The sequence below is a fragment of the Sphingobacterium thermophilum genome (assembly GCF_039541675.1).
Classification (GTDB): domain Bacteria; phylum Bacteroidota; class Bacteroidia; order Sphingobacteriales; family Sphingobacteriaceae; genus Sphingobacterium; species Sphingobacterium thermophilum.
In genome coordinates this window covers 1-19,186 of sequence record NZ_BAABGR010000023.1, presented here as the reverse complement: position 1 = coordinate 19,186, position 19,186 = coordinate 1, and the positions used below count along the sequence as shown (strand labels likewise).

The window sequence follows — 19,186 nt, the reverse complement described above, 5'->3', positions numbered from 1 at the left end:
GATAAGAACTAATTTAAATGGAATGAGCCCGGTAGAATACCGAGCTCATCATATCAAAAATATTGCATAAATTCGTCCAACTTTTTGGGGGCAGTCCAAACCCTGCAGGACTTTTTAGTTATGAAAAGACAATGATTATCACTGGATATAAAGAAGCCTATTATCTTCCTTTTTTCTGGAAAGGAAATTTCATCTTATAGCCTACACGTATATGACCTTTAGAAATGGCGTCCAGCTTGCTTTTTAACATAGCCTTTTTTAAGGGGCCTAACTTGTCAACAAACAGCTTTCCTTCGATATGGTCGTATTCGTGTTGTACTATCCTTGCCGCTATACCTGTAAGCTCTTCTTCGTGCTCTTCGAAGTTTTCGTCTAGATAGTTAATCAGCACGTTAGAAGGGCGAAGTACGTCTTCGTTGATATCGGGTATGGACAAACAGCCTTCATTAAAAGCCCACTTTTCTCCCCATTCTTCGATGATTATAGGGTTTATAAATACTTTCTTAAAATCTTTGAGGGTAGGGTCTCCTTCGCCGTCCTCATCGTCCTCCCCAAAAGGTGAGCCGTCAACGACGAAAAGTCTTATGGGTAGTCCCACCTGTGGTGCTGCCAAGCCGACCCCGCGAGCCGCGTACATCGTCTCGAACATATTATCAATTAATTCTTTTAGATTTGGATAGTCCTCATCGATCTCTTCGGCTTTCTTGCGTAGGATCGGGTCTCCATATGCTACAATAGGTAATTTCATTCTAAATAATTTCAACGTTACAAAGTTACCAAAAATTTTTAGCCTATGGGGACGCAATTAATTTAGTAAATTTAAACGATGCTTAGATTTTTACATTGGACGGAAAAACTTGTTGAGGATTTGACACGGGAAGGCCTCTTGCAGGCTGTGGAGCATCAGGAAAATATAAGTCTTCTCCATACGGAAAAGTATCTTCTCATTATTTATTATCCTCATAGTGAACGGATAAAGCCAACTGTTGATAAGAAAATCATCCATCTGGATATAGATTTGTTGGCTTCGGCATATTTCAAAGTGCTGGACCGCATAAGGTCGCTTTGTGGAAGAGGACGTAGGCTCTTTGCTCGCAATACGGTGGTAGCACGCATAGATAAGGGGATGGCCTTGGCATTTTTGGAAGAGTACCATCTACAGGTTGCCCTTGCAGGAAAGTATAGGTACGGTCTTTTCTATAAGGGAGATCTAGTCTCTGTAGCCGTTTTCAGTGGTGGCCGCCGTATGCGTGACCAATCTGCCGAATACCGTTCTTTTGAGCTGTTGCGCTTCTGCCATAAGGGAGGCTATCTTATCGTGGGAGGTATTTCCAAACTGTTGAAAGCTTTTATTGAAGATTTTAAGCCCGATGATATCATGACTTATGCCGATAGAGATTGGAGTGACGAGTCCAGCATCACACGTATAGGCTTCAAAGAAGAGGGCAGAACGGAAGGACAGCTTTTTTATATACGTGAAGGGCGACGCTATTATACTTTAGGAGAAGGAGAAAGTTACGACTATATTGTAAAAAATACGGGAAGCATCAAACTTAAACTGTATCTATCCTAAGTTTTTATTAATTTTAAAGCAATAAGTATCAACTGTAAACTTAAATATAATGAAGAGAAAACTAAGAATGGGTATGGTCGGTGGCGGCAATGATGCTTTCATCGGCGCTGTACACCGTATTGCAGCATTTATGGACGGCAAGATTGAACTCGTCTGTGGTGCTTTCAGTGCTAATAGAGAAGTTTCATTACAGTCCGGAAGAGATTTATTTATAGATGAAAGCCGGATATATCCGGATTATAAGACTATGCTGGAGAAGGAGGCGCAGCTTCCTGAAGGGGAGAGGATGGATTTTGTAACCATCGTGACGCCCAACTTCCTGCACTATGAGCCCGCAAAATTGGCTATGGAGGCAGGCTTCGACGTGGTGGTAGAAAAGCCTATGACTGTTTCGCTGGAGGAGGCTAAGTCTTTGCAGGAGACGGTAGAGCGTACAGGTAAGACCTTATGCCTTACACACACTTATTCGGGATATCCTATGGTGAAGCAGGCTAAAGCCATGGTGGCGGAGGGCCACTTCGGCAAGATTCGTAAGGTGGTGGTTGAATATCCCCAAGGGTGGTTGAGCCGTCTTACGGAGCGCGAAGGTCATGCGGGAGCAGCATGGAGGGCAGACCCTAAGCGTTCCGGAAAGTCGCTGGTAATGGGCGATATAGGTACCCATGCAGCGCATCTAGCAGAATATATTACAGGCCTGCGTATCGAAGAGTTGTGTGCAGACCTGACAACGTTTGTAGAAGGACGTATGCTTGACGATGACGGTTCTGTCTTGCTGCGCTTCAACAATGGAGCTAAGGGTGTGTTAATGGCCTCCCAGATATCGGCAGGAGAAGAAAATGCCGTTCGCATACGTGTGTATGGAGAAAAAGGAGGGTTGGAATGGGCTAACGAAGATCCAAATAATCTGATTATCAAGATGCTTGATATTCCGAGACAGATTTATCGTACCGGAAACAACTATATTGCTCCATACACGCTGAGCTCCTTTGCAACGCACAATACGCGTGTGCCGGCAGGACATCCGGAAGGACTATTGGAATCTTTTGCTAACATCTATCGCAACTTTACTGCTACGGTGATGGCTAAGAAGGAGGGCAGAACGCCTACACCGGAGGAAATGGACTTCCCTAACGTATACGATGGTGTGCGTGGAATGGCATTTATCGATACAGTGGTCAAAAGTAACCAGAGTAACGAAAAATGGACTAAATTTGAAGTGTGATAGACACGCAGCATATAATGACCAATCTTCAGGAAGACCTCAATTTTCTTCCTGAAGATTTGTTGGTTATTTTGGGACCTACCGCCAGTGGCAAGACCAAGCTTGCCGTACAGTTAGCCCGTCACCTAGATGCCGAAATCATATCGGCAGACTCCCGACAGGTGTACAGACATATGGACATAGGCACGGGCAAAGATCTGAGCGAGTATCAGCATATCCCTTATCATCTTATAGATATTGTGGATCCGGGAGAGAAATATAATATAGATCGCTTTCTATCGGACTTCGACGCAGCTTACGATGCTATTCGAAGTCGTGGGAAGAGGGTTGTCGTGTGCGGAGGCACAGGCTTCTATATTCAGACATTGTTGCAGCCCCAACCTTTCACGCAGATCCCGGTAGATGAAGGGTTGCGCCAGCGGCTGTCCACAAAATCTACCGAAGAGCTTCTAGCTATGCTGGAGCTCTTACCTATTCCGCAAAATTTCAAGGTAGACAGCTCTACCGACAAACGTCTTATCCGCGCCATAGAAATATGTATGTATCTTGACCAACACCCATCGTTTGTGCAGAAGGAGCGTAGAATATATCGCTATAAGGTTATCGGTCTTAATCCTTCTGCAGAGGAAAGAAGAGCACGGATAACGAGAAGGCTGCACCAGCGCCTGGAAGAAGGTTTGGTTCAGGAGGTGGAAAAGTTATTGGCCATGGGGCTGTCGCACGAAAACCTGGAATACTATGGCCTTGAATATAAATATGTATCACTTTTCCTTAAAGGGAAATTGTCTTATGATGACTTTTTGACTAAGCTGGAAACAGAAATACATCGTTTTGCAAAGCGCCAGATGACCTATTTCCGCAAAATGGAAAAAGATGGCATAAAAATAGATTGGTTAAGTTAAGATAGGTTATTGTAACATAATTAGCTGTAAATCAGATTTAGTCATCAATATCTCGTAAATTAGATAATACTAATCTAAAGAAAAAACGCTATGAAACATATTATTGCAATGTTGATATTCACGGTAGCGATGGGGGCCGCATATGGTCAGACGCTCAAGACCGTGTCTTATTATGACAATACACAGAAGCTCAATGGCCTTGCGTTGGTTCAGAACAAACAGCAGGCGGGCGTGTTGATCCTTCCTGCGTGGAAAGGAATGGACCAAGAGGCTAAGGATGCAGCCATGGAGCTTCATAAGCAAGGCTATGCCGTTTTTATTGCAGATATTTATGGAGAGGGTAATATCCCTCAGGATAATGAGGCTGCAGCTAAAATTGCTGGGCAGTATAAGTCAGATTACAAAGCTTATCAGCGTCGTATAGAGCTGGCGATGGAAGCTTTTGTGAAGGAGGGAGCCGACGCAGGTAAGATTGCGGTGATAGGATACTGCTTTGGTGGCACGGGCGCTCTTGAGGCTGCGCGCGCGCAGATGCCTGTGGCCGGTGTGGTGAGCATTCATGGCGGCCTGTCAAAAAGCGCGGACCGAGCAAACGGTCCTATTAACACTAAAGTGCTTGTGCAGCATCCTGCAGAAGATAAATCCGTAAGCAAGCAAGATTACGACAATTTGGAAAAGGAACTGAAAGAAGGAAAAGCAGACTATCAGATTATCACCTACGCCAATTGCGGACATACGTTTACCAACCCAGAGTCGGCAGAATATAATCCGGTGATGGCCCGCAGAGCGTGGCAGCATCTGCTGTTATTTTTGGATGAAGTTTTGAGAAAATAAAAAAGCTACTTCTTTTGAAGTCGCTTTTTGTAGCCCGTAGGGGAATCGAACCTACTTTCTATCAATCTATTTATCAGTATTTTACAAACTTCCCTTTTTCCAACTCACCGAATCACTCACTGGTTTGACATACGTTTTAGCTGCAATTGCTATAATGCTAAGATACAAAATTTCTGTGATGTAGGAATGAAATATTAACGGACGGAACTATATGCAGTTGGGGATTGCGGGTTGCTTTCCTGTCGAACCCCACCGAAGTTGTTGCGGGCTGCGAACTTTGTTGTCCGCACTGAAACCCCAATTGGCATATAGTTTTTGTTACCAACCGTAATTTTATTTTGTCTCGTAATTTGTCTCAATATATTTTATAAGTTCTGAATTGTCAACTCTAATTACACGTCTTAGTCTGTTGTTTTTAAGTTTATGTCCAGAAATTTGTTGTTGAAACGTTGTCTAGCTTTTACTGATTTTACATCATTCAAAGATATTTCACTCTGCGCTGTACGGGAAAGTGTTAATACAAAAATAAAAAAATGTCCTAAGCCAATTACTAAGCCAGTCCAAAGTAAAAATTGGTCACCTGTTTTCAAATACCTTAAAACAGAAAATATCCCAAAAATTGTCCACATGCTTGAAGATGTCAGAGTCAGCCGCTTTTGCTTCTTGGCATCGTCCACAATAATAATCTTATCTCTGTCAAATGAAATCTCTCCTTTTATAAGCTTAAATGTCTGCATTGTATCTGGTTTTATTATGGTTGGTAACGGTTTGGGGCATTGTGATGGTGGGGCATGCAAGGCACAAATGTTCAATTAAGTACAAATGTTGATAGAAGCACAAATGCTGGATATAGTACTTCAGCCCCACTATTGCAAAACCCTTGTTAGCGGTTGGTTGTTTCCTTAATCCGTTTGGTTGTTATTATATTTTTGCTGTCGGATTATGTCTAACAGGAAAGTTAACAGAGTTTGCAATAAAGCAAAGTTCATTCGCTTTTTTGTGTAACTCGTTTGCTTTATCAACCATTTGTAGTTCAGTTACCGTTACTATTGGATTTAATGTTACTTCTTTAAATTGTCCACCACCGTTTGATGTTTCAATCATTATTCCTGTTGCATTATCGATATAGTCTGTAACGATAACACCTGCTTCTGAACACAAATGTAAATACCATAGCATATGACAAGATGATAAAGAAGAAACTAAAAGGTCTTCTGGATTATGTTTTGTCTTGTCGCCACGAAAAGCTGGGTCAGATGAGCCTGAAATATCTACTTTATTTTCAATTACAATCTGATGGCTTCTTTCGTAATTACGGTAATTGTCAGTCCCTGTACCTTTGTTTCCTGTCCACTTAATTGATGCTTTGTAATGATGTTGTCCATTCATAAATTATATTTTTAAATTGGCTTTTGTTTGTTTAAGTTAATTTAATTCGGTGATTTCTCAACTTTTTGGGTGTCGCTCTGCAATGACCGCTAACGGGTCAGCAGCTTTATGAAGGAGCGGAAAAGGAAGTAGTTATTTTCAGTTTAGCACCGACGTAAGCCAAAGTAAATTTTATTTCGCTAAATTAGTGAAACGAGCGAATAAAATTTATTTTGGCGACAAGAAAAGATAGACCTTGAATTTAGCCGTTACGCCGCTCTTTCATAAAGCTGCTCGTTGTATGAAGTCCTTTTATAGGTAATAAACTATCGTACTTAATATCTCATTCTCCAACTTGTTATCAATCCGTTCTCAACGGTAAATAAAAAGTTAGCCTTATTTGTATAACCTACACTCGAATACTGCCCTTTGACAACAACCTCATTTTCACTTATCACAGAATATTCAGGGTTGGCAACCTTGCCCTGGCGATCCACGATATCACTTTCAATCCATTTTTTGGTTTCTTCGGCTGTTTTCATCACTCCATCCGAACCATAGGCTTGAGTGGCTGTTTCCGAAAATTGAGCTCTGATCAATTCGGCATTTTCTGTTTGCATCGCTTCCATCAAAGTTTTTACTGGTTTTAATAGGGTTTCGTCTTGCATTTTTTCTGATTTTTTATTTGTTGTTTGATTGGTGTTTTGTGTTTGTCCACACGCCGTAAGTGAAAAAGAGGAAAACAAAATGATTAGAAATTTTCTCATAACACATTCGATTTTAATGGGTGTTGTAAATAAATGATGATTAAATTGAGTAACAGAAATGGGATTTCTATCGCCACGCCTTTCAAGTCTTTGTTGAGCAACTGCAAACAGATAATCATCAGTATTCCCGCTGCCATTAGAAAGTTTCCCCACACGAATGTTTTCGGAAAAAAGATTAATATAGATGCCAATAAGGTAACTGCACCATTAATCATTACAGCATTTTTGCTAAAATTCCATTTACCAAACATTTCGAGCATTTCTGGTTTTGCAGTGAGCATATTCCATCCGTGCTTGGCACCCATAAACACCGCAAATAAAATCAATGCTGAATTGAGAATTTTTAAAATCATAATCTTTAAATTTAAAAAAAGGCAAAAAACTAAGTCATTTGCCTTTTTAAAAATAGTAAAATTTATTTTATCTTGTTGTGTAGCCTCCGTTTGCAAAAATGGTTTGCCCTGTAATCCACCAACCATCGGTTACTAAAAATTCCACCAAAGGAGCAATATCTTTGATGTCGGTTAATCCACCTAAATCAGAAGCTTGTTTGTGGTATGCTACCGCTTCATCACTTTCCTGTCCGTAGAAGAAAGGTGTATCCATTGGTCCGGGAGCAACCGCAGTTACAGAAATGCCACGTGAACCAAACTCTTTGGAAGCTGCTCTAGTGAAATGCTCCACAGGTGCTTTTGCTCCTGCATAAGTAGAATAATATCCCGTAAACGCAGCTAATAAAGACGTTACAATTGTATTGATTTTCCCATTATCGTTCAGCTTTTTACCCGCTTCCTGAATAAAGAAATATGCCACTTTTGCATTAATGTCACTCATACTGTCGTACTCTTCTTCGGTAGTATCAATAAATGGCTTTTTTAATACTTTTCCAACCGTATTAATAGCAATGTCAATTCCTCCGAATTTTTCGATAGTTGCATCAAAAAACTTTGTAATGTTTTTTACATCTGTCAAATCAGCTTGGAATAAAAATGCTTCTCCACCTGCGTTTATGATATCTGCCAATGTTTTTTCGGCTTCAGCCTTTGTGTTGTCGCTATTGTAGTGGATAGCCACTTTTGCTCCTTTAGCCGCAAAATTACGGCTTAGTAAGCCACCTAAATTTTTTGCACCACCTGCAATTAAAACTACTTTTCCATTTACATCGTTTCTTGCCATTTTGTTTGATTTTAAATGTTATACAATTGATTTAGCAAAGATGGCTAAGCAAAAAATATAAATCGTGGTGAACTTTTCGGTAGTTTTTATTTTTTGTTTTCTTTTCGGAATTGTCCAGGAGTTTGTCCAGTAAATTTTTTGAAGAACTTAGAAAAATTCGATGGATCGTATGTCAATATTTTTGCAATTTCAGAAATAGTTTTATCTGTTTCTAAAAGCATTTTTTTGGCTTCATCAAGAATTTTAAGGTCATAAAAATGACAAGGATGACTTCCAGTTTCTTTTTGAACGGTATCTGTTAAATGTTTATGAGAAATAAATAATGCGCTGGCAATTTGATTGATTTCCATAAATTCTTCAGTTTTTCCCAAAACAACATCTTCAATATGGTTGTCTAAAAACTGAAAATAATTTTCGGTAATTTCTTTGCTTCGTTTTAATATATCTCGTTCGCTCTTTTTCATTCGCTTTCATTCAAAAAATATTGTAAATATGCAATATTCATAAAAACTATTTATGGTGACCTTTTCGGTTTTTTTCTTTTAGAGACGGGTTTCAGTAGGATTGCTGATAACGTTTTGGGTATTGCCGAAGGCGGGGATTTTTAGCACTAAAGTTCAATCGAAGAACGAATGTTGAACCTTGCATAAATGTTCAATCGAAGTTGTTCAGCCCCGCTTTTGGCAATACCTTGTTAGAGGTATGTGCTTTTATTCGTCTTTGTTTGTTTTGATAAGTGTTTGCATATAGCTATTCAGATTAGAGAGATTTTTGTCAATGCTAAAAAAAAATTCAATGTCTGCATTTTCTACTTTCGTAAGTGCTGTTTGCAAAATCTTTTTTCCGTTTGTTGTCAGTTTTACAATTTTTGCTCTTGTGTCGGTGCTGTGTTCTTTTCTTGTAATTAGTTTTTTGTTTTCCAAAGTCCGCAATACTTTTGATACCATCATACGGTCAAAGTTGTTGAGATTAGCAATTTCTACCTGCGTAACGTTTTCGCTTTTGTTGGTAAGCCACGCAATAGAAGTTAGTAAAATAAATTGTGTATGTGTCAAATCCAAAGGGTCTAACACTTTTTTTAGTTTGCGTTGCCAAAGTAATGTTAGTTGTCCTAATAAATACCCCGGACTTGTGTCGGGACTTTTAAAGATAAACTCAATTTTTTCAGACATATCCTTTTTGTAACATTTTAGATGAAATTAAATCGAAATCGTGTTTATTGATTTCAAAGAAACCAAAGCGAAACGGATAACCCCAACTTTTTTTGTTTTGAATAAAATTTAAGTCGTCAATCAGCGGAAGAATGGACACGTCTTCGCTTTCATAAAATTCAATATTCCGTCTGAAAGGACAAAAATCTGCAGTCATCTGAAACGGATATACTTCATTGTCTTTTACTATTCCGATTGCCGTAAACTCCTGACACTTTTCAGGCTTTCCAAATGTAAGTTTGCCTGAATAGTAAACCACAAAATCGCCTTTTTGCATTCTTTTCAAAGGCGATGATTTCCCGTGACAGGCTTGTGCAATTCCTTCTGCAACGCCTGTTTTTACGTGGTCTTTAGATGCCACGATAATCCAATATTTCGTTGGTCTATCTTTCATTTTGGCTAATTATTTGGTTGCATAAAAGTCAATACGTATCCGTCAAGGTCTTTTATCATCAATGTTCTGCCAAAAGGCGTTTGGTTGATGCCACCCAAAATTGGAATTTTTCTATCTTCAAACTGCTCTTTTAGTTTTTCAATTGTTCCGTCAATAGCAAACCAAAGAGAGGTGCCAATTCCTAATTCTTTTCCGTCAATGTTTCCAATTGGTTTACGGATAGCAAAACTTGCTTCGCCTTTATTGTATTTAAAAACAACAGCTTCAGGATTACCGATTTCCAAAGGTTCAAAGCCTAATTTATTTGTGTAGAAGTCTTTTGAGGCTTCCAAATCTCTCACTTGAAGAGATGCAAATTCTAATCGTCTCATTGTTTTAAAATTTAATTGTTGCCACAAAGATAATATATACGACAACAATAAGCAAGTTTTTTCTTTCTCATTTTAATAGTTGTCAAGAAATGTTGAACTAAACCTCCGGTAGCTTTCGCTGCGATGATTTTGTACCTTAGTATATATTAATTATTAAATAACTGCTACTATGGTAACAAAAAAAATCTCCGGAGGAATTAAGAGCGAACAAGTATTTGAATCGCGCCTGTGAATTAACTTTTATGGGTAAGGGAACTTGTGATTTTTTGCATCGAAAAACAGTGTAAAAAAGTAAAAACAAACACAAAAAAAAGCAGTAATCGTAAAATTACTGCTCGTATATCTTAAAGCTGCACTTCGAAAACTCCATAATACTTTATTAGCTTCCTACGGTTTAACTCATTTATTTTATTTGTTTTGGTATTCGTTGAATGTACATTTCGTTCAACGGGCTTTACTTCACAATTTAATTATTTGTTTTGGTGTTCAGTGATTTTCAATTCATCTCGTGCCCTCCGAGCAAGACGACTCGACCGAAGGGACAGAGCGAAGCTAAAGCTTAGTTATTAGCGGTAGTCTTTTTTTTTCGTCCATACCAAATCATAAATCCTGTTATGGGAAGTGTCGCAATGAGTAAACTTGTCAGGAATGCAATAATTTTCCCTGTCAAACCTAATGCAGAGCCAACGTGTATATCGTAATTAAGTCGTAAGATTTTGTCGGCATTTGTTGCCTCATTGTATTTACTCCAAATGTGATTTACTTTTAAATCCTGTAAATTATACTGGTCGTGAAAAATATAGTTTGATTTCCAATAAGTTTGGTTACTTGGGTTGGTAACTACTAAAATGCTTGAACTATCGGTTTCGGCTGGGTGCAATTCTATACTTGCAAAATCCGTATTTTGATTATAAAATTGGTATAAGCTATCTAACGGATTTTTGAGTTTTGAATTTGATTTTAGAGAAACTGCCTCTTGATACACCATAGATTTTTTTCCTCCTAATGCACTATGAAACAATTCAGCAAAATTTGGCAATACCCAAACCAAGCCTGTAATAATAAAAATAAGAGCAAATGCACAACTATAAAAACCAATAATTCCGTGTAAGTCCCAATTTTTTCGTTTCCATTTTGTTGTGTCTTTCCATTGAAACCAAATACGCTTTTTGAATACATTCCAATTTTTAGGAAACCACAAAATAAAACCTGTAACGACCATGCCAAAAAAAATAAGCGTTGAAACAAGCACAACAACAGAACCTATTTTTTGTGGCAACCACAAATACATATGTCCTTTCAATACCCAACTAAAAAATCCTTCGTCCATATTTTGAGTATGCAAAACTTTGCCTGTATATGGATTGAGGAACATTTTGTAATAATAAGTAGGCTTGTAGTGGTAAAAGGATACTTCAACAGAATGATTGTCTTTATAGTATTTTATTGAATGCAATACTTTATTAGGCAATTCTGTTTCAGCAATTTGCTTTATGGCACTTGGTAAAAGAATGGGCTTTTGCTCAATTTTTGAATATCTATACTCATCTGTATAATTTTGTATTTCTTCTTGAAAAGCATACAAGCAACCTGTAATAGCAATGATAAACACCAATAGTCCGACAATTAAGCCGAGCCAAAGGTGAATTTTTCTTAAATATTTTTTAATCACTTTTTTAAAGCTTAAAATTTATAACTCATCCCTAATGAAATCGCTCTTAATCTTTGGGGTGTAACCGTACTCCAACCTGTGTAATATTTAGTATTACCTATGTTGTCCAATTTTAAATTCAGACTAAAATTATTTGCAGAATATCCAATTAAAGCATTGAAAATGGTATAACTTGGTAAAGTAAATGAGCCTGTGGTAGAACGGTTTAATGTATTGAATTCACTTGCATAGTTTGCTCCAAATCCAAAACTTAATCCTTTCAATTTTTCGTTTTGAACTCTGTAAGTTGTCCAAAAGTTAAATAAATTAGCTGGTCCCGATTCCTCTGTTCTTAATCCTAAATAACCACCATCTGCTGCATCTTTGGTTACTTTATTATCGTTGTGGCTAAATCCTGTAATAATGTTTAAACCTTTAATTGGATTAGTAACTACGCTTAATTCAAAACCTTTGCTTTCTACTTCACCACCTTGTATGATATTGTTTACATTGGTTGGGTCAGTCATTGTTTTGTTTGATACTAAAATATTATAGTAGCTTGCTGTTAAGGATATTTTGTCTTTATACAAATTTGCTTTTGCTCCAAATTCGTATTGATTGGCTTGTTCGGGCTCAAATATTTTTAATGTAGGATTATTTCCATTTATGTCTGAAACTTCTGCCGGTGCTAAATTGGTAAAACCATTCATATAGTTTGCAAATAGAGATAGTTGATTTAAAATTGGTTGGTAAACTAATCCCAATTTTGGTGAAAGTGTGGTTTGAGATTTTATTTCGTCAGTAGCCCATAAAGGTTTTCCACTAAAATTATCTACTCTTAAACTTAACATTACCGATATTTTTGGTGTAAAATTGATTACATCTGAAACGTATGCACTCATAATTTTTGTTTCTACAATTGAATTGCCTTCGGCAGAATTTATTAATAAATTATCTACTCCTTGTGTGGTTAAACTTCCTGAATCTGTTTGGTTTACAAGTGATACTATACCATCGGCAACCCAACCTGTGCTGTTATTAGTAATTTGACTATTCAAATAATCTAACCCAATAAGCAGTTTGTTTTTCATTTTACCCATATTGAAATTGCCTATGAAATTTTGTTGAATATCTGTGGTGTTTGTTTCTCCATTTCGTTTTGAAATGTAACGAGTGAACTCGTCGCCATTGGATGCGTCCCACAAATAATGATAATAGCCATTTGTTTTTGTGTTACTTCTTGATAACACCGTTTGAGAAGTCCAATTATTTGACAATTTATAAAGAGCTTGAGTTTGAATATTGAAACTTGGATTTTTCATTGTCAAGCTATTGCTTGTATAAGATATTTTGTAGCTTTTTTCAAACAAATCCAATGAGTGAAACGATAAGGGGGCATAACGATTTAGAAAAATCATAGGTGCATTAGCTCCTTCCGAATTTTTAAACTCGGTATTGATTAAAAATGTTAATTTATCGTTTGCTACTATTTTAAAACTTGGTGCAATAACAAATGCCTTATTGAAACCTGCATCTTGAAAACTATTTTCGTAATGATATGCTGCATTAACTCTTGCAAAAACATTTTTGCTTAATGGTATATTTATATCGGCAGTATAACGATTTAAACCATAACTGCCTGCCACATAACCAACTTCGCCCCCAAAAGTTTCATAAGGTTTTTTGGTTACAATATTTATTAAACCACCATAGGCAATAAGACTACCACCGTACAAAGTTCCTGAAGGTCCTTTGATTACTTCAATATTTTCAATATTTACAGGGTCAGTCGTTCCATTAGAAATGTTAGGCATTCCGTTTGTCATAGTTGGCTGTACAGCAAAACCTCTCATACTATAAAACTCTGCACCATCACCTCCACGACCTGTACTCTCCCAAAGTCTTGTAATACCTGTGGCATTCTTAAGAGCATTGTTTAGGTTTGTAATTACTTGGTCTTTCAGTACAATTTTAGAAATTGTGTTATATACTTGTGGGTTTTCCAAATCTTTCAAAGGAAGTTTGGAAACAGTAGTGCTGCTATCTATTTTATAGATATTTCTTGTTCCCGTAACAGTTACAGTTACAGGTGCTAATTCAAGACTTTTTAAAGTATCTTGGTTTGCTTGTTGGGCAAAAGTTGAAATGCTTAAAAGCATCAACGGCATTACCAAAATTCTATTCATTTATCTCTTTATTTAGACTAATTAAATATTGAGTTGCAAAAGTCTAAATAAATGTTGTTTTAGATTTTAGTATAAAGGAAAAGTGTTTTAGTTATTAGGAAAAACTGCTTTGGTCTGTTCTAATGGCGAAATGCCAAAATAATTTTTGTAGGCTTGGCTAAAACTACTTAACGAAGAATAACCAACTGAAAAGGCAATTTCAGTTATGTTAGGATTTGGATTTTGAAGCAAATGCTTTGCTTTTATCATTCTGTTTTCTTGAATGAATTCAAAAATAGTTTGGTTAAATATTTCCTTAAATCCCTTTTTTAAGTAGCACTGGTTTGTACCTACATTACTTGCAATAATAGGAATAGTGAGGTTGTTGGATAAGTTGTCAAGAATATATTTTTTTGCCAAATTTATTTTTTCAACTTCTATTGGTTTGTTCAAAATAGCACAACTATCGCACCCTAATTGGAAAATTAAATTGTTTTTTTGCGATTGATACAACAGATAAAGAATGTTGCTTTCTAAAAATATTTTCCTGTGAATTCCTGTCAATTTGCAGTTGATAATTTCTAATAGTTTGGCTTGTGTATTACAGCAAATAGTTTGTTTTTCAACATTTATGTCAAGTGTTTCATTGTACTTTTCAAAATAGGTTTTTGAAATTCGGATTTGAAATTCATAGTTATTGTCTGTCAAGTCAAATAAACAGTCGTTTGTAGACAAGCCAAAAGTCAATAAAATATAAGATTGGTCTTGTGTCGTCACACAAAAAGAACTGTCAAGGTCAGCTTTTTGAGAAATGTTTAAATATATGTATTCGCTTATCAATTCCATTTTGCAAAGGTAGCTATTTTGTTTGGGTGTGTCGGTCTGTAAGATTGCCTATAACGAGTCGGCGGCTTGGCGAAGTGCGGGCTTGAATTGAGCGAAAGTTCAATTCAGAACCGTACGTAGCCAAAGCTGTGAGCCTTTTGGTAAATTTAATAAAAAAACAAAAGCAAACAGCTTTTGGCGGATAAAATAGGCGAGAAGTTAAATTTTGCGCTTAACCCCGGCATTTGCCAATAGTGTGCTGTGAAGGATAGAGCTTGCTTTATCTGTGCGGTATAGAAGATGATGGTAGGCCCATCCGTATCGACGTTCAAGCGTAGGTACAAAACCGCTTCCCGATGCTGGCTTAGTAATGAGTTGGTGTTAAACGGTAGGAAGAAAAGGCTACATAAGTAGTCAGGTGCGTATAAAGGAGATGAACCCTTCGACTTCGCTCAGGATAAACTACAGTGAACCCATGCTGAGGCTGTGAGAGAATGGCTAGATTTTGTCCAAAGCTTGTATTTATTGGCTACAAGTGAAAAGCTGTAACGGGAGCTTGATTATTGGTTACAGGGCAAACGCAGTAGAGTGGGCATGACCTTTATACAGGCTTCTATACGGAACTCAGGAAGTCCTTGTCAGTTGCTAAGAGAACGGCACAAGCAGACAGTATCTGTAAGGCTTATAGTATCGACGCTGATAAGGATGACGGATGTTGTTGTAGTAGTGTAGAAGTAGCTGTAATGGCTATGGAGCGAAGGACAACAGATACATAGTTTCAAGTAATAGGACAACTTGAACTACTATTTTTTTAAGAATAAAAGAACAAGGATGACCCTCTTATTTGAAACACCATCACGCAGTATTCCCATCACCAAACAAATGGTGTGGGATGCTTACCGCAAGGTAAAATCCAACAAAGGCAGTGCAGGAGTAGATGAAGAAACACTCATAGATTTTGATGCTGATTTGTCTAAAAATCTGTACAAACTTTGGAATAGATTATCAAGCGGAAGTTATTTTCCTCAACCCGTAAAGGCGGTAGAAATCCCCCTTAGCACAACAACTGAATGCTCAAAGTAGAGGATTGATTCGCTATTTTGGTGTGCATAGTCGTTGGCGGTTAAGAGGTTTATTTCGACATTTGGATTATCGACTGGCTAAATGGGTAAAGGGAAAGTATAAGAGTATTACAAGCTATCAGAAAGCTTATAATTACTTGCGTAAAATACAAAACAGCTATCCGAACTTATTTTACCATTGGAGTATAATAGGTTTAGGGTAGCTGTGTTGGTATATAATTTTTGTATATCAGAAAGATGGATGTATCAAGAGCCGTATGAGGGGAGACTTTCATCCCGATAGCTATCGGGAGAATCTGTGAGAAGCTTGGGCTGCAATGCCCTTGCTTACTCGACCTGCTGTTAGCGGTAGTTTTTTCTTATTTCGTGTAGGATTTCTTTCAGTTTTGTTTCAATATTTAGTTCGTCAAATAGTTTTTCCGATAAATTTAATGAGTTTTCAAAAGCTAAAATTATATTTTTAGGATTTAAATCCGATGTTACTGTTTTATACGCAAAATACCAAGTCGTATCAATATCCTTTTCAAGACTTTTAGTTGGACTTTCCCAATGTTGGGTTTTGTTTGTTCTTGCTCTAATAAGCCAAAGCAAATATTTCTGAACATTTGATAAACTATGATGAGCATGAGCAAATTCTTCTCGCTTAATTAAGTTGCTTGTTGTCAGTATAACATTCAGTAATGATTGACTTAACCACAAGATGTTTTCATTTGTTATTCTTTCGGGCGATTTCGTTTTGATTTGATTTAGTGTTTTCGTTAAATGTCCGTCTTTGTCGATTAGGTTCATTTGGTCAAAATCGCTAAATGCAACAATTCCGTCCCAAGATTTGATAATTTCAATTTCCTCTGTTTTTAAAAAATGAAATTCTCCTCTGACCAAATTCTCAAAAATAGCAACTTCGGTTCCATATTCATTTATAAAATATAAAGCCACAGGATGAATTTGATTTACCCATTTTTCCGACGAGAAATTTTCTTTATTTTTCAAAAAGATGTAAAATTCGATATCAGAATATTTATCTCCTTCGCTTTTAGTAAATGAACCATACATAAAAACAGCGGAAACATTTTCGTCTTGTTGAGCTATAGATTTTGTTTTGTTAATCATTAGTAACTGCGTCATTTCTTCTAATTTTTAAAAGTTAATAATAGAAATTCTCACTGCTTTTTGAAAGCAATAAAAAAGTTTCACTTTTTTTTATTTTGAACAGTTACTTATAGCTTCATCGGATTATATTTTTTTATGTTCAACATTCTGTTTGGTAAAATTACCGCTAACGTCAGTCTGTAAAAAAATATTTCACTTTTTTCTTTCAAATATAGTTTAATTTATTTAAATTTATAAGGTATTTACAACAAATAATTTTATTCCTTTAATCAATGGTTTAGATAGATTTCAAATGACGTTTTCAAGTTTAGAAGATTCCATTTCTAATGATAATGAAGTGCGTTTTATAGATGCTTTTGTAGATAAATTAGATCTTCAGCAATTAGGTGTTCAATCCTTGACCGCTACGGATAAAAAAAAACAGCTCCGTAATGAAGCTGTATTGAGGTCAATATTTTTAGTTTTTGAGATTTTTAGGGAGTTGTGCAACGGTTACCTTTGTTAGCAGTAGGTGTTTTTAGACAAGTCTAATCTTTGAATTTGTCGTTGTTTCTTGCTCTTGCAAATAATCGTCAGCCAAAAGATGTTTTAGTTCGGGATGCCGGGCAAAGGTTTTGAGCACAAACGGACATAGTGGATAAATTTTTGTTTTCCTTTCTTCCGCAAACTCCACCAATCTGTTGAAAAGCGGAATACCCAATTTTTGGTCTTTAAATTCTTCGTAAACCCTTGTGCCGTTGGCAAGCAGGTTGCCGTTGTCCAACCATTTGTATTGAATCCACCCTGCTTCCATTTCGTTGTCTAAGATAACAAAGAATCTCCCTTCTTTGCCATCGTCATATTGTTTGAAATTCATTTTATTGCTGTTTTTTAATGGATAATAGATTTACTCGTTTCTGAAAAGGAAGTGATTTTTTGTTCGTCAGGCAAATCGTTCAAATGTGGAAATTTTCCCTGACGAAAATCTCGATACATCTGTGCGATGTCTTCCATGGTATCTGCTACAAAAGGTCCGTGATGAACCACAGAAACATTATGAGGCTGTCCGGCATACAACACAAAATGGGTGTCGTTTTCCAATGCTTCAAATTGTATTTCGGTATCGCCGTCTTCAGTCGCTTTATCAAGCCAACCCGCTTGTTCGGCATTGATGATTTTGTCGCCTGCTTTCACACTGCCTTTTAATACATATACCAAACCATTATAGTGCGATGGAATTTCCTGTGCTACCACAGCTCGGTTGTCTAACCTGAAGTCCACCAAAGTAAATGGCGTATGGTTTTTTAATGGCGAAATCAATCCGTTACTGCTTCCGCTATACACACGAATTTCGTATGTATCGGTTTTAATTTTGGGTACGTCTTCCAATAGCATTCTTTGTAAGAAAGGTTGAGCGTATCGCTTTTCGGGCGGTAGTACCAACCACACTTGCAGCATACGAAGTTTTTGTTTGGAAGTGATTTCTTCGGTGTGGATAATGCCTTTTCCGGCGGTCATTAGTTCAAAACTTCCCGTTTTCCAATCTTTTTCATTGCCTTCCAAAACCAAGCTCAAGGTTTCAAACCCAGCGTGGGGATGTGCTCCTCCTACGGGTTCTCCACCAGGAAGGTTCAGGCTGTCGTCCATAAACAAAATAAAAGGGTCACTGTCTTTGTAAGATACACCGTCCAATACCGCCATTGCACGATGTCCTGTTCCCAAAAAACCATTATGCCAATGGTTTTGAGTTATTTTTGAAATATTTCTGCGTATCATCATTGTTGTACTTTTTTAGTTTGAAAAATCCTTTGCTTCAGTTCGGGGAAACGGATAAATGCCGTAATCCAAAGCAGTGTTTGGAAAGTAACCGCCATTGCTATCGATTGTTGATGTTGCAAATGTGTGACAATAGCTCCACCCAAATAGGCTACTAACAGCATTGTACCCAAAATTCCTGTTCTCGGAACAATGAAGAGTATCAGCGAGATGATTTCAATAACCCCAATAAACTGATACGTGGTGGTATCAATCCCGAACGAAGAAGCCTGAGCCAAAGCTGTTTCGTTTTGCGTAAGTTTCATAAAGGCACTCATTGTGAATAGAAGTCCTAAAATGATGGTCAATGTCCATCCTGTGATTTTGATTGTTTTTTGTGACATAATATTTTATTTTTTTTAATGTTATAATGAAAATGTATTTTCTACTATCTGAACGGCTTTAGACATTGCAGACTCTTTAATGCCAGGAATCGCAACTCCTTCCACTCTAAATGCAGTTACGTCGGTAATGCCAATAAAACCAAGAATATTCTTAATGTATTTTTCAGTAGGGTCATATTCTTTCATTGGACCTTCTGAGTAGATGCCTCCCGAAGCAATTGCCAGATATACCTTTTTATTTTGCACTAAACCTTCCACGCCATTTTCTGTATATTTAAATGTAACACCGGCACGCACTTGTCGACTTCCCCAAATTAAGACTGCATAATTTTACAAAATTCTCATCAAATTAACCTAAACCTAAACACCCTAACACGCCTGTTTGTCGCTTTCAAAA

At 37.1% G+C, this 19,186-nt stretch carries 23 protein-coding genes; 5 read left to right on the top strand and 18 right to left on the bottom strand.

The genetic code is table 11. The annotated features are described in order from the left end of the window. Positions 1-160 precede the first annotated feature (160 nt). Complete coding sequence (def, locus tag ABD873_RS09415) at positions 161-748, bottom strand: peptide deformylase (protein ID WP_345067741.1); 588 nt, start codon at positions 746-748, stop codon at positions 161-163. A gap of 78 nt (positions 749-826) precedes the next feature. Here def and ABD873_RS09410 point away from each other — a divergent pair, with 78 nt between their 5' ends. The 4 genes from ABD873_RS09410 to ABD873_RS09395 all read left to right on the top strand — a co-directional run bounded on the left by ABD873_RS09410 (position 827) and on the right by ABD873_RS09395 (position 4,531). Continuing rightward, positions 827-1,573, top strand: coding sequence for a hypothetical protein (locus ABD873_RS09410; protein ID WP_345067739.1), 747 nt, complete (start codon positions 827-829; stop codon positions 1,571-1,573). 49 nt (positions 1,574-1,622) lie between these two features. Next, the gene (locus ABD873_RS09405) at positions 1,623-2,795 is read left to right on the top strand and encodes a Gfo/Idh/MocA family protein (RefSeq protein ID WP_345067737.1); all 1,173 of its coding nucleotides are present in this window, start codon (positions 1,623-1,625) and stop codon (positions 2,793-2,795) included. Then, a complete protein-coding gene (gene miaA / locus ABD873_RS09400) occupies positions 2,792-3,697 on the top strand; it encodes a tRNA (adenosine(37)-N6)-dimethylallyltransferase MiaA (protein ID WP_345067735.1) in 906 nt (301 codons plus the stop codon). The genes ABD873_RS09405 and miaA overlap by 4 nt, the downstream gene beginning before the upstream one ends. Before the next feature lie 90 nt (positions 3,698-3,787). Next, positions 3,788-4,531: a dienelactone hydrolase family protein gene (locus tag ABD873_RS09395; RefSeq protein ID WP_345067733.1), complete on the top strand. Its 744-nt coding sequence runs from the start codon at positions 3,788-3,790 to the stop codon at positions 4,529-4,531. Between the two features lie 401 nt (positions 4,532-4,932). On the opposite strand, the gene ABD873_RS09390 is transcribed toward ABD873_RS09395, so the two are convergent. The 12 genes from ABD873_RS09390 to ABD873_RS09335 form a co-directional block, all read right to left on the bottom strand. After that, positions 4,933-5,268 carry a hypothetical protein gene (locus tag ABD873_RS09390; RefSeq protein ID WP_345067731.1) on the bottom strand — a complete coding sequence of 112 codons (336 nt, stop codon included), beginning with the start codon at positions 5,266-5,268 and terminating at the stop codon, positions 4,933-4,935. A gap of 184 nt (positions 5,269-5,452) precedes the next feature. After that, a complete protein-coding gene (locus ABD873_RS09385; protein ID WP_345067729.1) occupies positions 5,453-5,920 on the bottom strand; it encodes an OsmC family protein in 468 nt (155 codons plus the stop codon). Between the two features lie 314 nt (positions 5,921-6,234). Continuing rightward, complete coding sequence (locus ABD873_RS09380) at positions 6,235-6,666, bottom strand: nuclear transport factor 2-like protein (protein ID WP_066209160.1); 432 nt, start codon at positions 6,664-6,666, stop codon at positions 6,235-6,237. Then, positions 6,663-7,145 (bottom strand): DoxX family protein, encoded by a 483-nt coding sequence (locus ABD873_RS09375; RefSeq protein ID WP_345067725.1) that lies wholly within the window; start codon positions 7,143-7,145, stop codon positions 6,663-6,665. The genes ABD873_RS09380 and ABD873_RS09375 overlap by 4 nt, the downstream gene beginning before the upstream one ends. Continuing rightward, positions 7,087-7,842: an SDR family oxidoreductase gene (locus ABD873_RS09370; RefSeq protein ID WP_345067723.1), complete on the bottom strand. Its 756-nt coding sequence runs from the start codon at positions 7,840-7,842 to the stop codon at positions 7,087-7,089. Before ABD873_RS09370 ends, ABD873_RS09375 begins: the two co-directional genes overlap by 59 nt. 86 nt (positions 7,843-7,928) lie before the next feature. Continuing rightward, a complete protein-coding gene (locus ABD873_RS09365; protein WP_345067721.1) occupies positions 7,929-8,306 on the bottom strand; it encodes a helix-turn-helix domain-containing protein in 378 nt (125 codons plus the stop codon). A gap of 246 nt (positions 8,307-8,552) precedes the next feature. Then, a complete protein-coding gene (locus tag ABD873_RS09360) occupies positions 8,553-9,014 on the bottom strand; it encodes a MarR family winged helix-turn-helix transcriptional regulator (RefSeq protein ID WP_345067719.1) in 462 nt (153 codons plus the stop codon). Next, on the bottom strand, positions 9,007-9,447 hold the full coding sequence (locus ABD873_RS09355) for an EVE domain-containing protein (protein WP_345067717.1): 441 nt from the start codon (positions 9,445-9,447) through the stop codon (positions 9,007-9,009). Before ABD873_RS09355 ends, ABD873_RS09360 begins: the two co-directional genes overlap by 8 nt. 5 nt (positions 9,448-9,452) lie before the next feature. After that, positions 9,453-9,818: a VOC family protein gene (locus tag ABD873_RS09350; RefSeq protein WP_345067715.1), complete on the bottom strand. Its 366-nt coding sequence runs from the start codon at positions 9,816-9,818 to the stop codon at positions 9,453-9,455. 559 nt (positions 9,819-10,377) lie between these two features. Then, positions 10,378-11,490, bottom strand: coding sequence for a PepSY-associated TM helix domain-containing protein (locus ABD873_RS09345; RefSeq protein WP_345067713.1), 1,113 nt, complete (start codon positions 11,488-11,490; stop codon positions 10,378-10,380). An 11-nt stretch (positions 11,491-11,501) separates the two neighbouring features. Next, positions 11,502-13,655, bottom strand: a complete 2,154-nt coding sequence (locus tag ABD873_RS09340; protein ID WP_345067711.1) for a TonB-dependent siderophore receptor — start codon at positions 13,653-13,655, stop codon at positions 11,502-11,504. 87 nt (positions 13,656-13,742) lie between these two features. Beyond that, the gene (locus tag ABD873_RS09335; RefSeq protein WP_345067709.1) at positions 13,743-14,480 is read right to left on the bottom strand and encodes a helix-turn-helix transcriptional regulator; all 738 of its coding nucleotides are present in this window, start codon (positions 14,478-14,480) and stop codon (positions 13,743-13,745) included. Positions 14,481-15,290: 810 nt separating this feature from the next. Between ABD873_RS09335 and ABD873_RS09330 the strand changes: the two genes are divergently transcribed. Then, positions 15,291-15,542, top strand: coding sequence for a hypothetical protein (locus ABD873_RS09330; protein ID WP_345067707.1), 252 nt, complete (start codon positions 15,291-15,293; stop codon positions 15,540-15,542). Positions 15,543-15,883: 341 nt separating this feature from the next. Here ABD873_RS09330 and lnu(H) read toward each other — a convergent pair whose 3' ends face one another. From lnu(H) to ABD873_RS09305, 5 genes are all read right to left on the bottom strand, one after another. Next, a complete protein-coding gene (gene lnu(H) / locus ABD873_RS09325; protein WP_345067705.1) occupies positions 15,884-16,666 on the bottom strand; it encodes a lincosamide nucleotidyltransferase Lnu(H) in 783 nt (260 codons plus the stop codon). A gap of 502 nt (positions 16,667-17,168) precedes the next feature. Then, on the bottom strand, positions 17,169-17,507 hold the full coding sequence (locus tag ABD873_RS09320; protein ID WP_345067703.1) for a GNAT family N-acetyltransferase: 339 nt from the start codon (positions 17,505-17,507) through the stop codon (positions 17,169-17,171). Between the two features lie 14 nt (positions 17,508-17,521). After that, a complete protein-coding gene (locus ABD873_RS09315; protein ID WP_345067701.1) occupies positions 17,522-18,409 on the bottom strand; it encodes a pirin family protein in 888 nt (295 codons plus the stop codon). Next, on the bottom strand, positions 18,406-18,789 hold the full coding sequence (locus ABD873_RS09310) for a DoxX family protein (RefSeq protein WP_345067699.1): 384 nt from the start codon (positions 18,787-18,789) through the stop codon (positions 18,406-18,408). The genes ABD873_RS09315 and ABD873_RS09310 overlap by 4 nt, the downstream gene beginning before the upstream one ends. Positions 18,790-18,810: 21 nt before the next feature. After that, positions 18,811-19,086, bottom strand: coding sequence for an NAD(P)H-dependent oxidoreductase (locus tag ABD873_RS09305; protein WP_345067696.1), 276 nt, complete (start codon positions 19,084-19,086; stop codon positions 18,811-18,813). Between the last annotated feature and the right edge of the window lie 100 nt (positions 19,087-19,186).

Bases quoted from the DNA above. Each gene is read 5' to 3' on its own strand.
- def (WP_345067741.1), bottom strand. From the start codon at position 748: ATGAAATTACCTATTGTAGCATATGGAGACCCGATCCTACGCAAGAAA.
- ABD873_RS09410 (WP_345067739.1), top strand. From the start codon at position 827: ATGCTTAGATTTTTACATTGGACGGAAAAACTTGTTGAGGATTTGACA.
- ABD873_RS09405 (WP_345067737.1), top strand. From the start codon at position 1,623: ATGAAGAGAAAACTAAGAATGGGTATGGTCGGTGGCGGCAATGATGCT.
- ABD873_RS09395 (WP_345067733.1), top strand. From the start codon at position 3,788: ATGAAACATATTATTGCAATGTTGATATTCACGGTAGCGATGGGGGCC.
- ABD873_RS09390 (WP_345067731.1), bottom strand. From the start codon at position 5,268: ATGCAGACATTTAAGCTTATAAAAGGAGAGATTTCATTTGACAGAGAT.
- ABD873_RS09385 (WP_345067729.1), bottom strand. From the start codon at position 5,920: ATGAATGGACAACATCATTACAAAGCATCAATTAAGTGGACAGGAAAC.
- ABD873_RS09380 (WP_066209160.1), bottom strand. From the start codon at position 6,666: ATGAGAAAATTTCTAATCATTTTGTTTTCCTCTTTTTCACTTACGGCG.
- ABD873_RS09375 (WP_345067725.1), bottom strand. From the start codon at position 7,145: ATGGTTGGTGGATTACAGGGCAAACCATTTTTGCAAACGGAGGCTACA.
- ABD873_RS09370 (WP_345067723.1), bottom strand. From the start codon at position 7,842: ATGGCAAGAAACGATGTAAATGGAAAAGTAGTTTTAATTGCAGGTGGT.
- ABD873_RS09365 (WP_345067721.1), bottom strand. From the start codon at position 8,306: ATGAAAAAGAGCGAACGAGATATATTAAAACGAAGCAAAGAAATTACC.
- ABD873_RS09360 (WP_345067719.1), bottom strand. From the start codon at position 9,014: ATGTCTGAAAAAATTGAGTTTATCTTTAAAAGTCCCGACACAAGTCCG.
- ABD873_RS09355 (WP_345067717.1), bottom strand. From the start codon at position 9,447: ATGAAAGATAGACCAACGAAATATTGGATTATCGTGGCATCTAAAGAC.
- ABD873_RS09350 (WP_345067715.1), bottom strand. From the start codon at position 9,818: ATGAGACGATTAGAATTTGCATCTCTTCAAGTGAGAGATTTGGAAGCC.
- ABD873_RS09340 (WP_345067711.1), bottom strand. From the start codon at position 13,655: ATGAATAGAATTTTGGTAATGCCGTTGATGCTTTTAAGCATTTCAACT.
- ABD873_RS09335 (WP_345067709.1), bottom strand. From the start codon at position 14,480: ATGGAATTGATAAGCGAATACATATATTTAAACATTTCTCAAAAAGCT.
- ABD873_RS09330 (WP_345067707.1), top strand. From the start codon at position 15,291: ATGACCCTCTTATTTGAAACACCATCACGCAGTATTCCCATCACCAAA.
- ABD873_RS09320 (WP_345067703.1), bottom strand. From the start codon at position 17,507: ATGAATTTCAAACAATATGACGATGGCAAAGAAGGGAGATTCTTTGTT.
- ABD873_RS09315 (WP_345067701.1), bottom strand. From the start codon at position 18,409: ATGATGATACGCAGAAATATTTCAAAAATAACTCAAAACCATTGGCAT.
- ABD873_RS09310 (WP_345067699.1), bottom strand. From the start codon at position 18,789: ATGTCACAAAAAACAATCAAAATCACAGGATGGACATTGACCATCATT.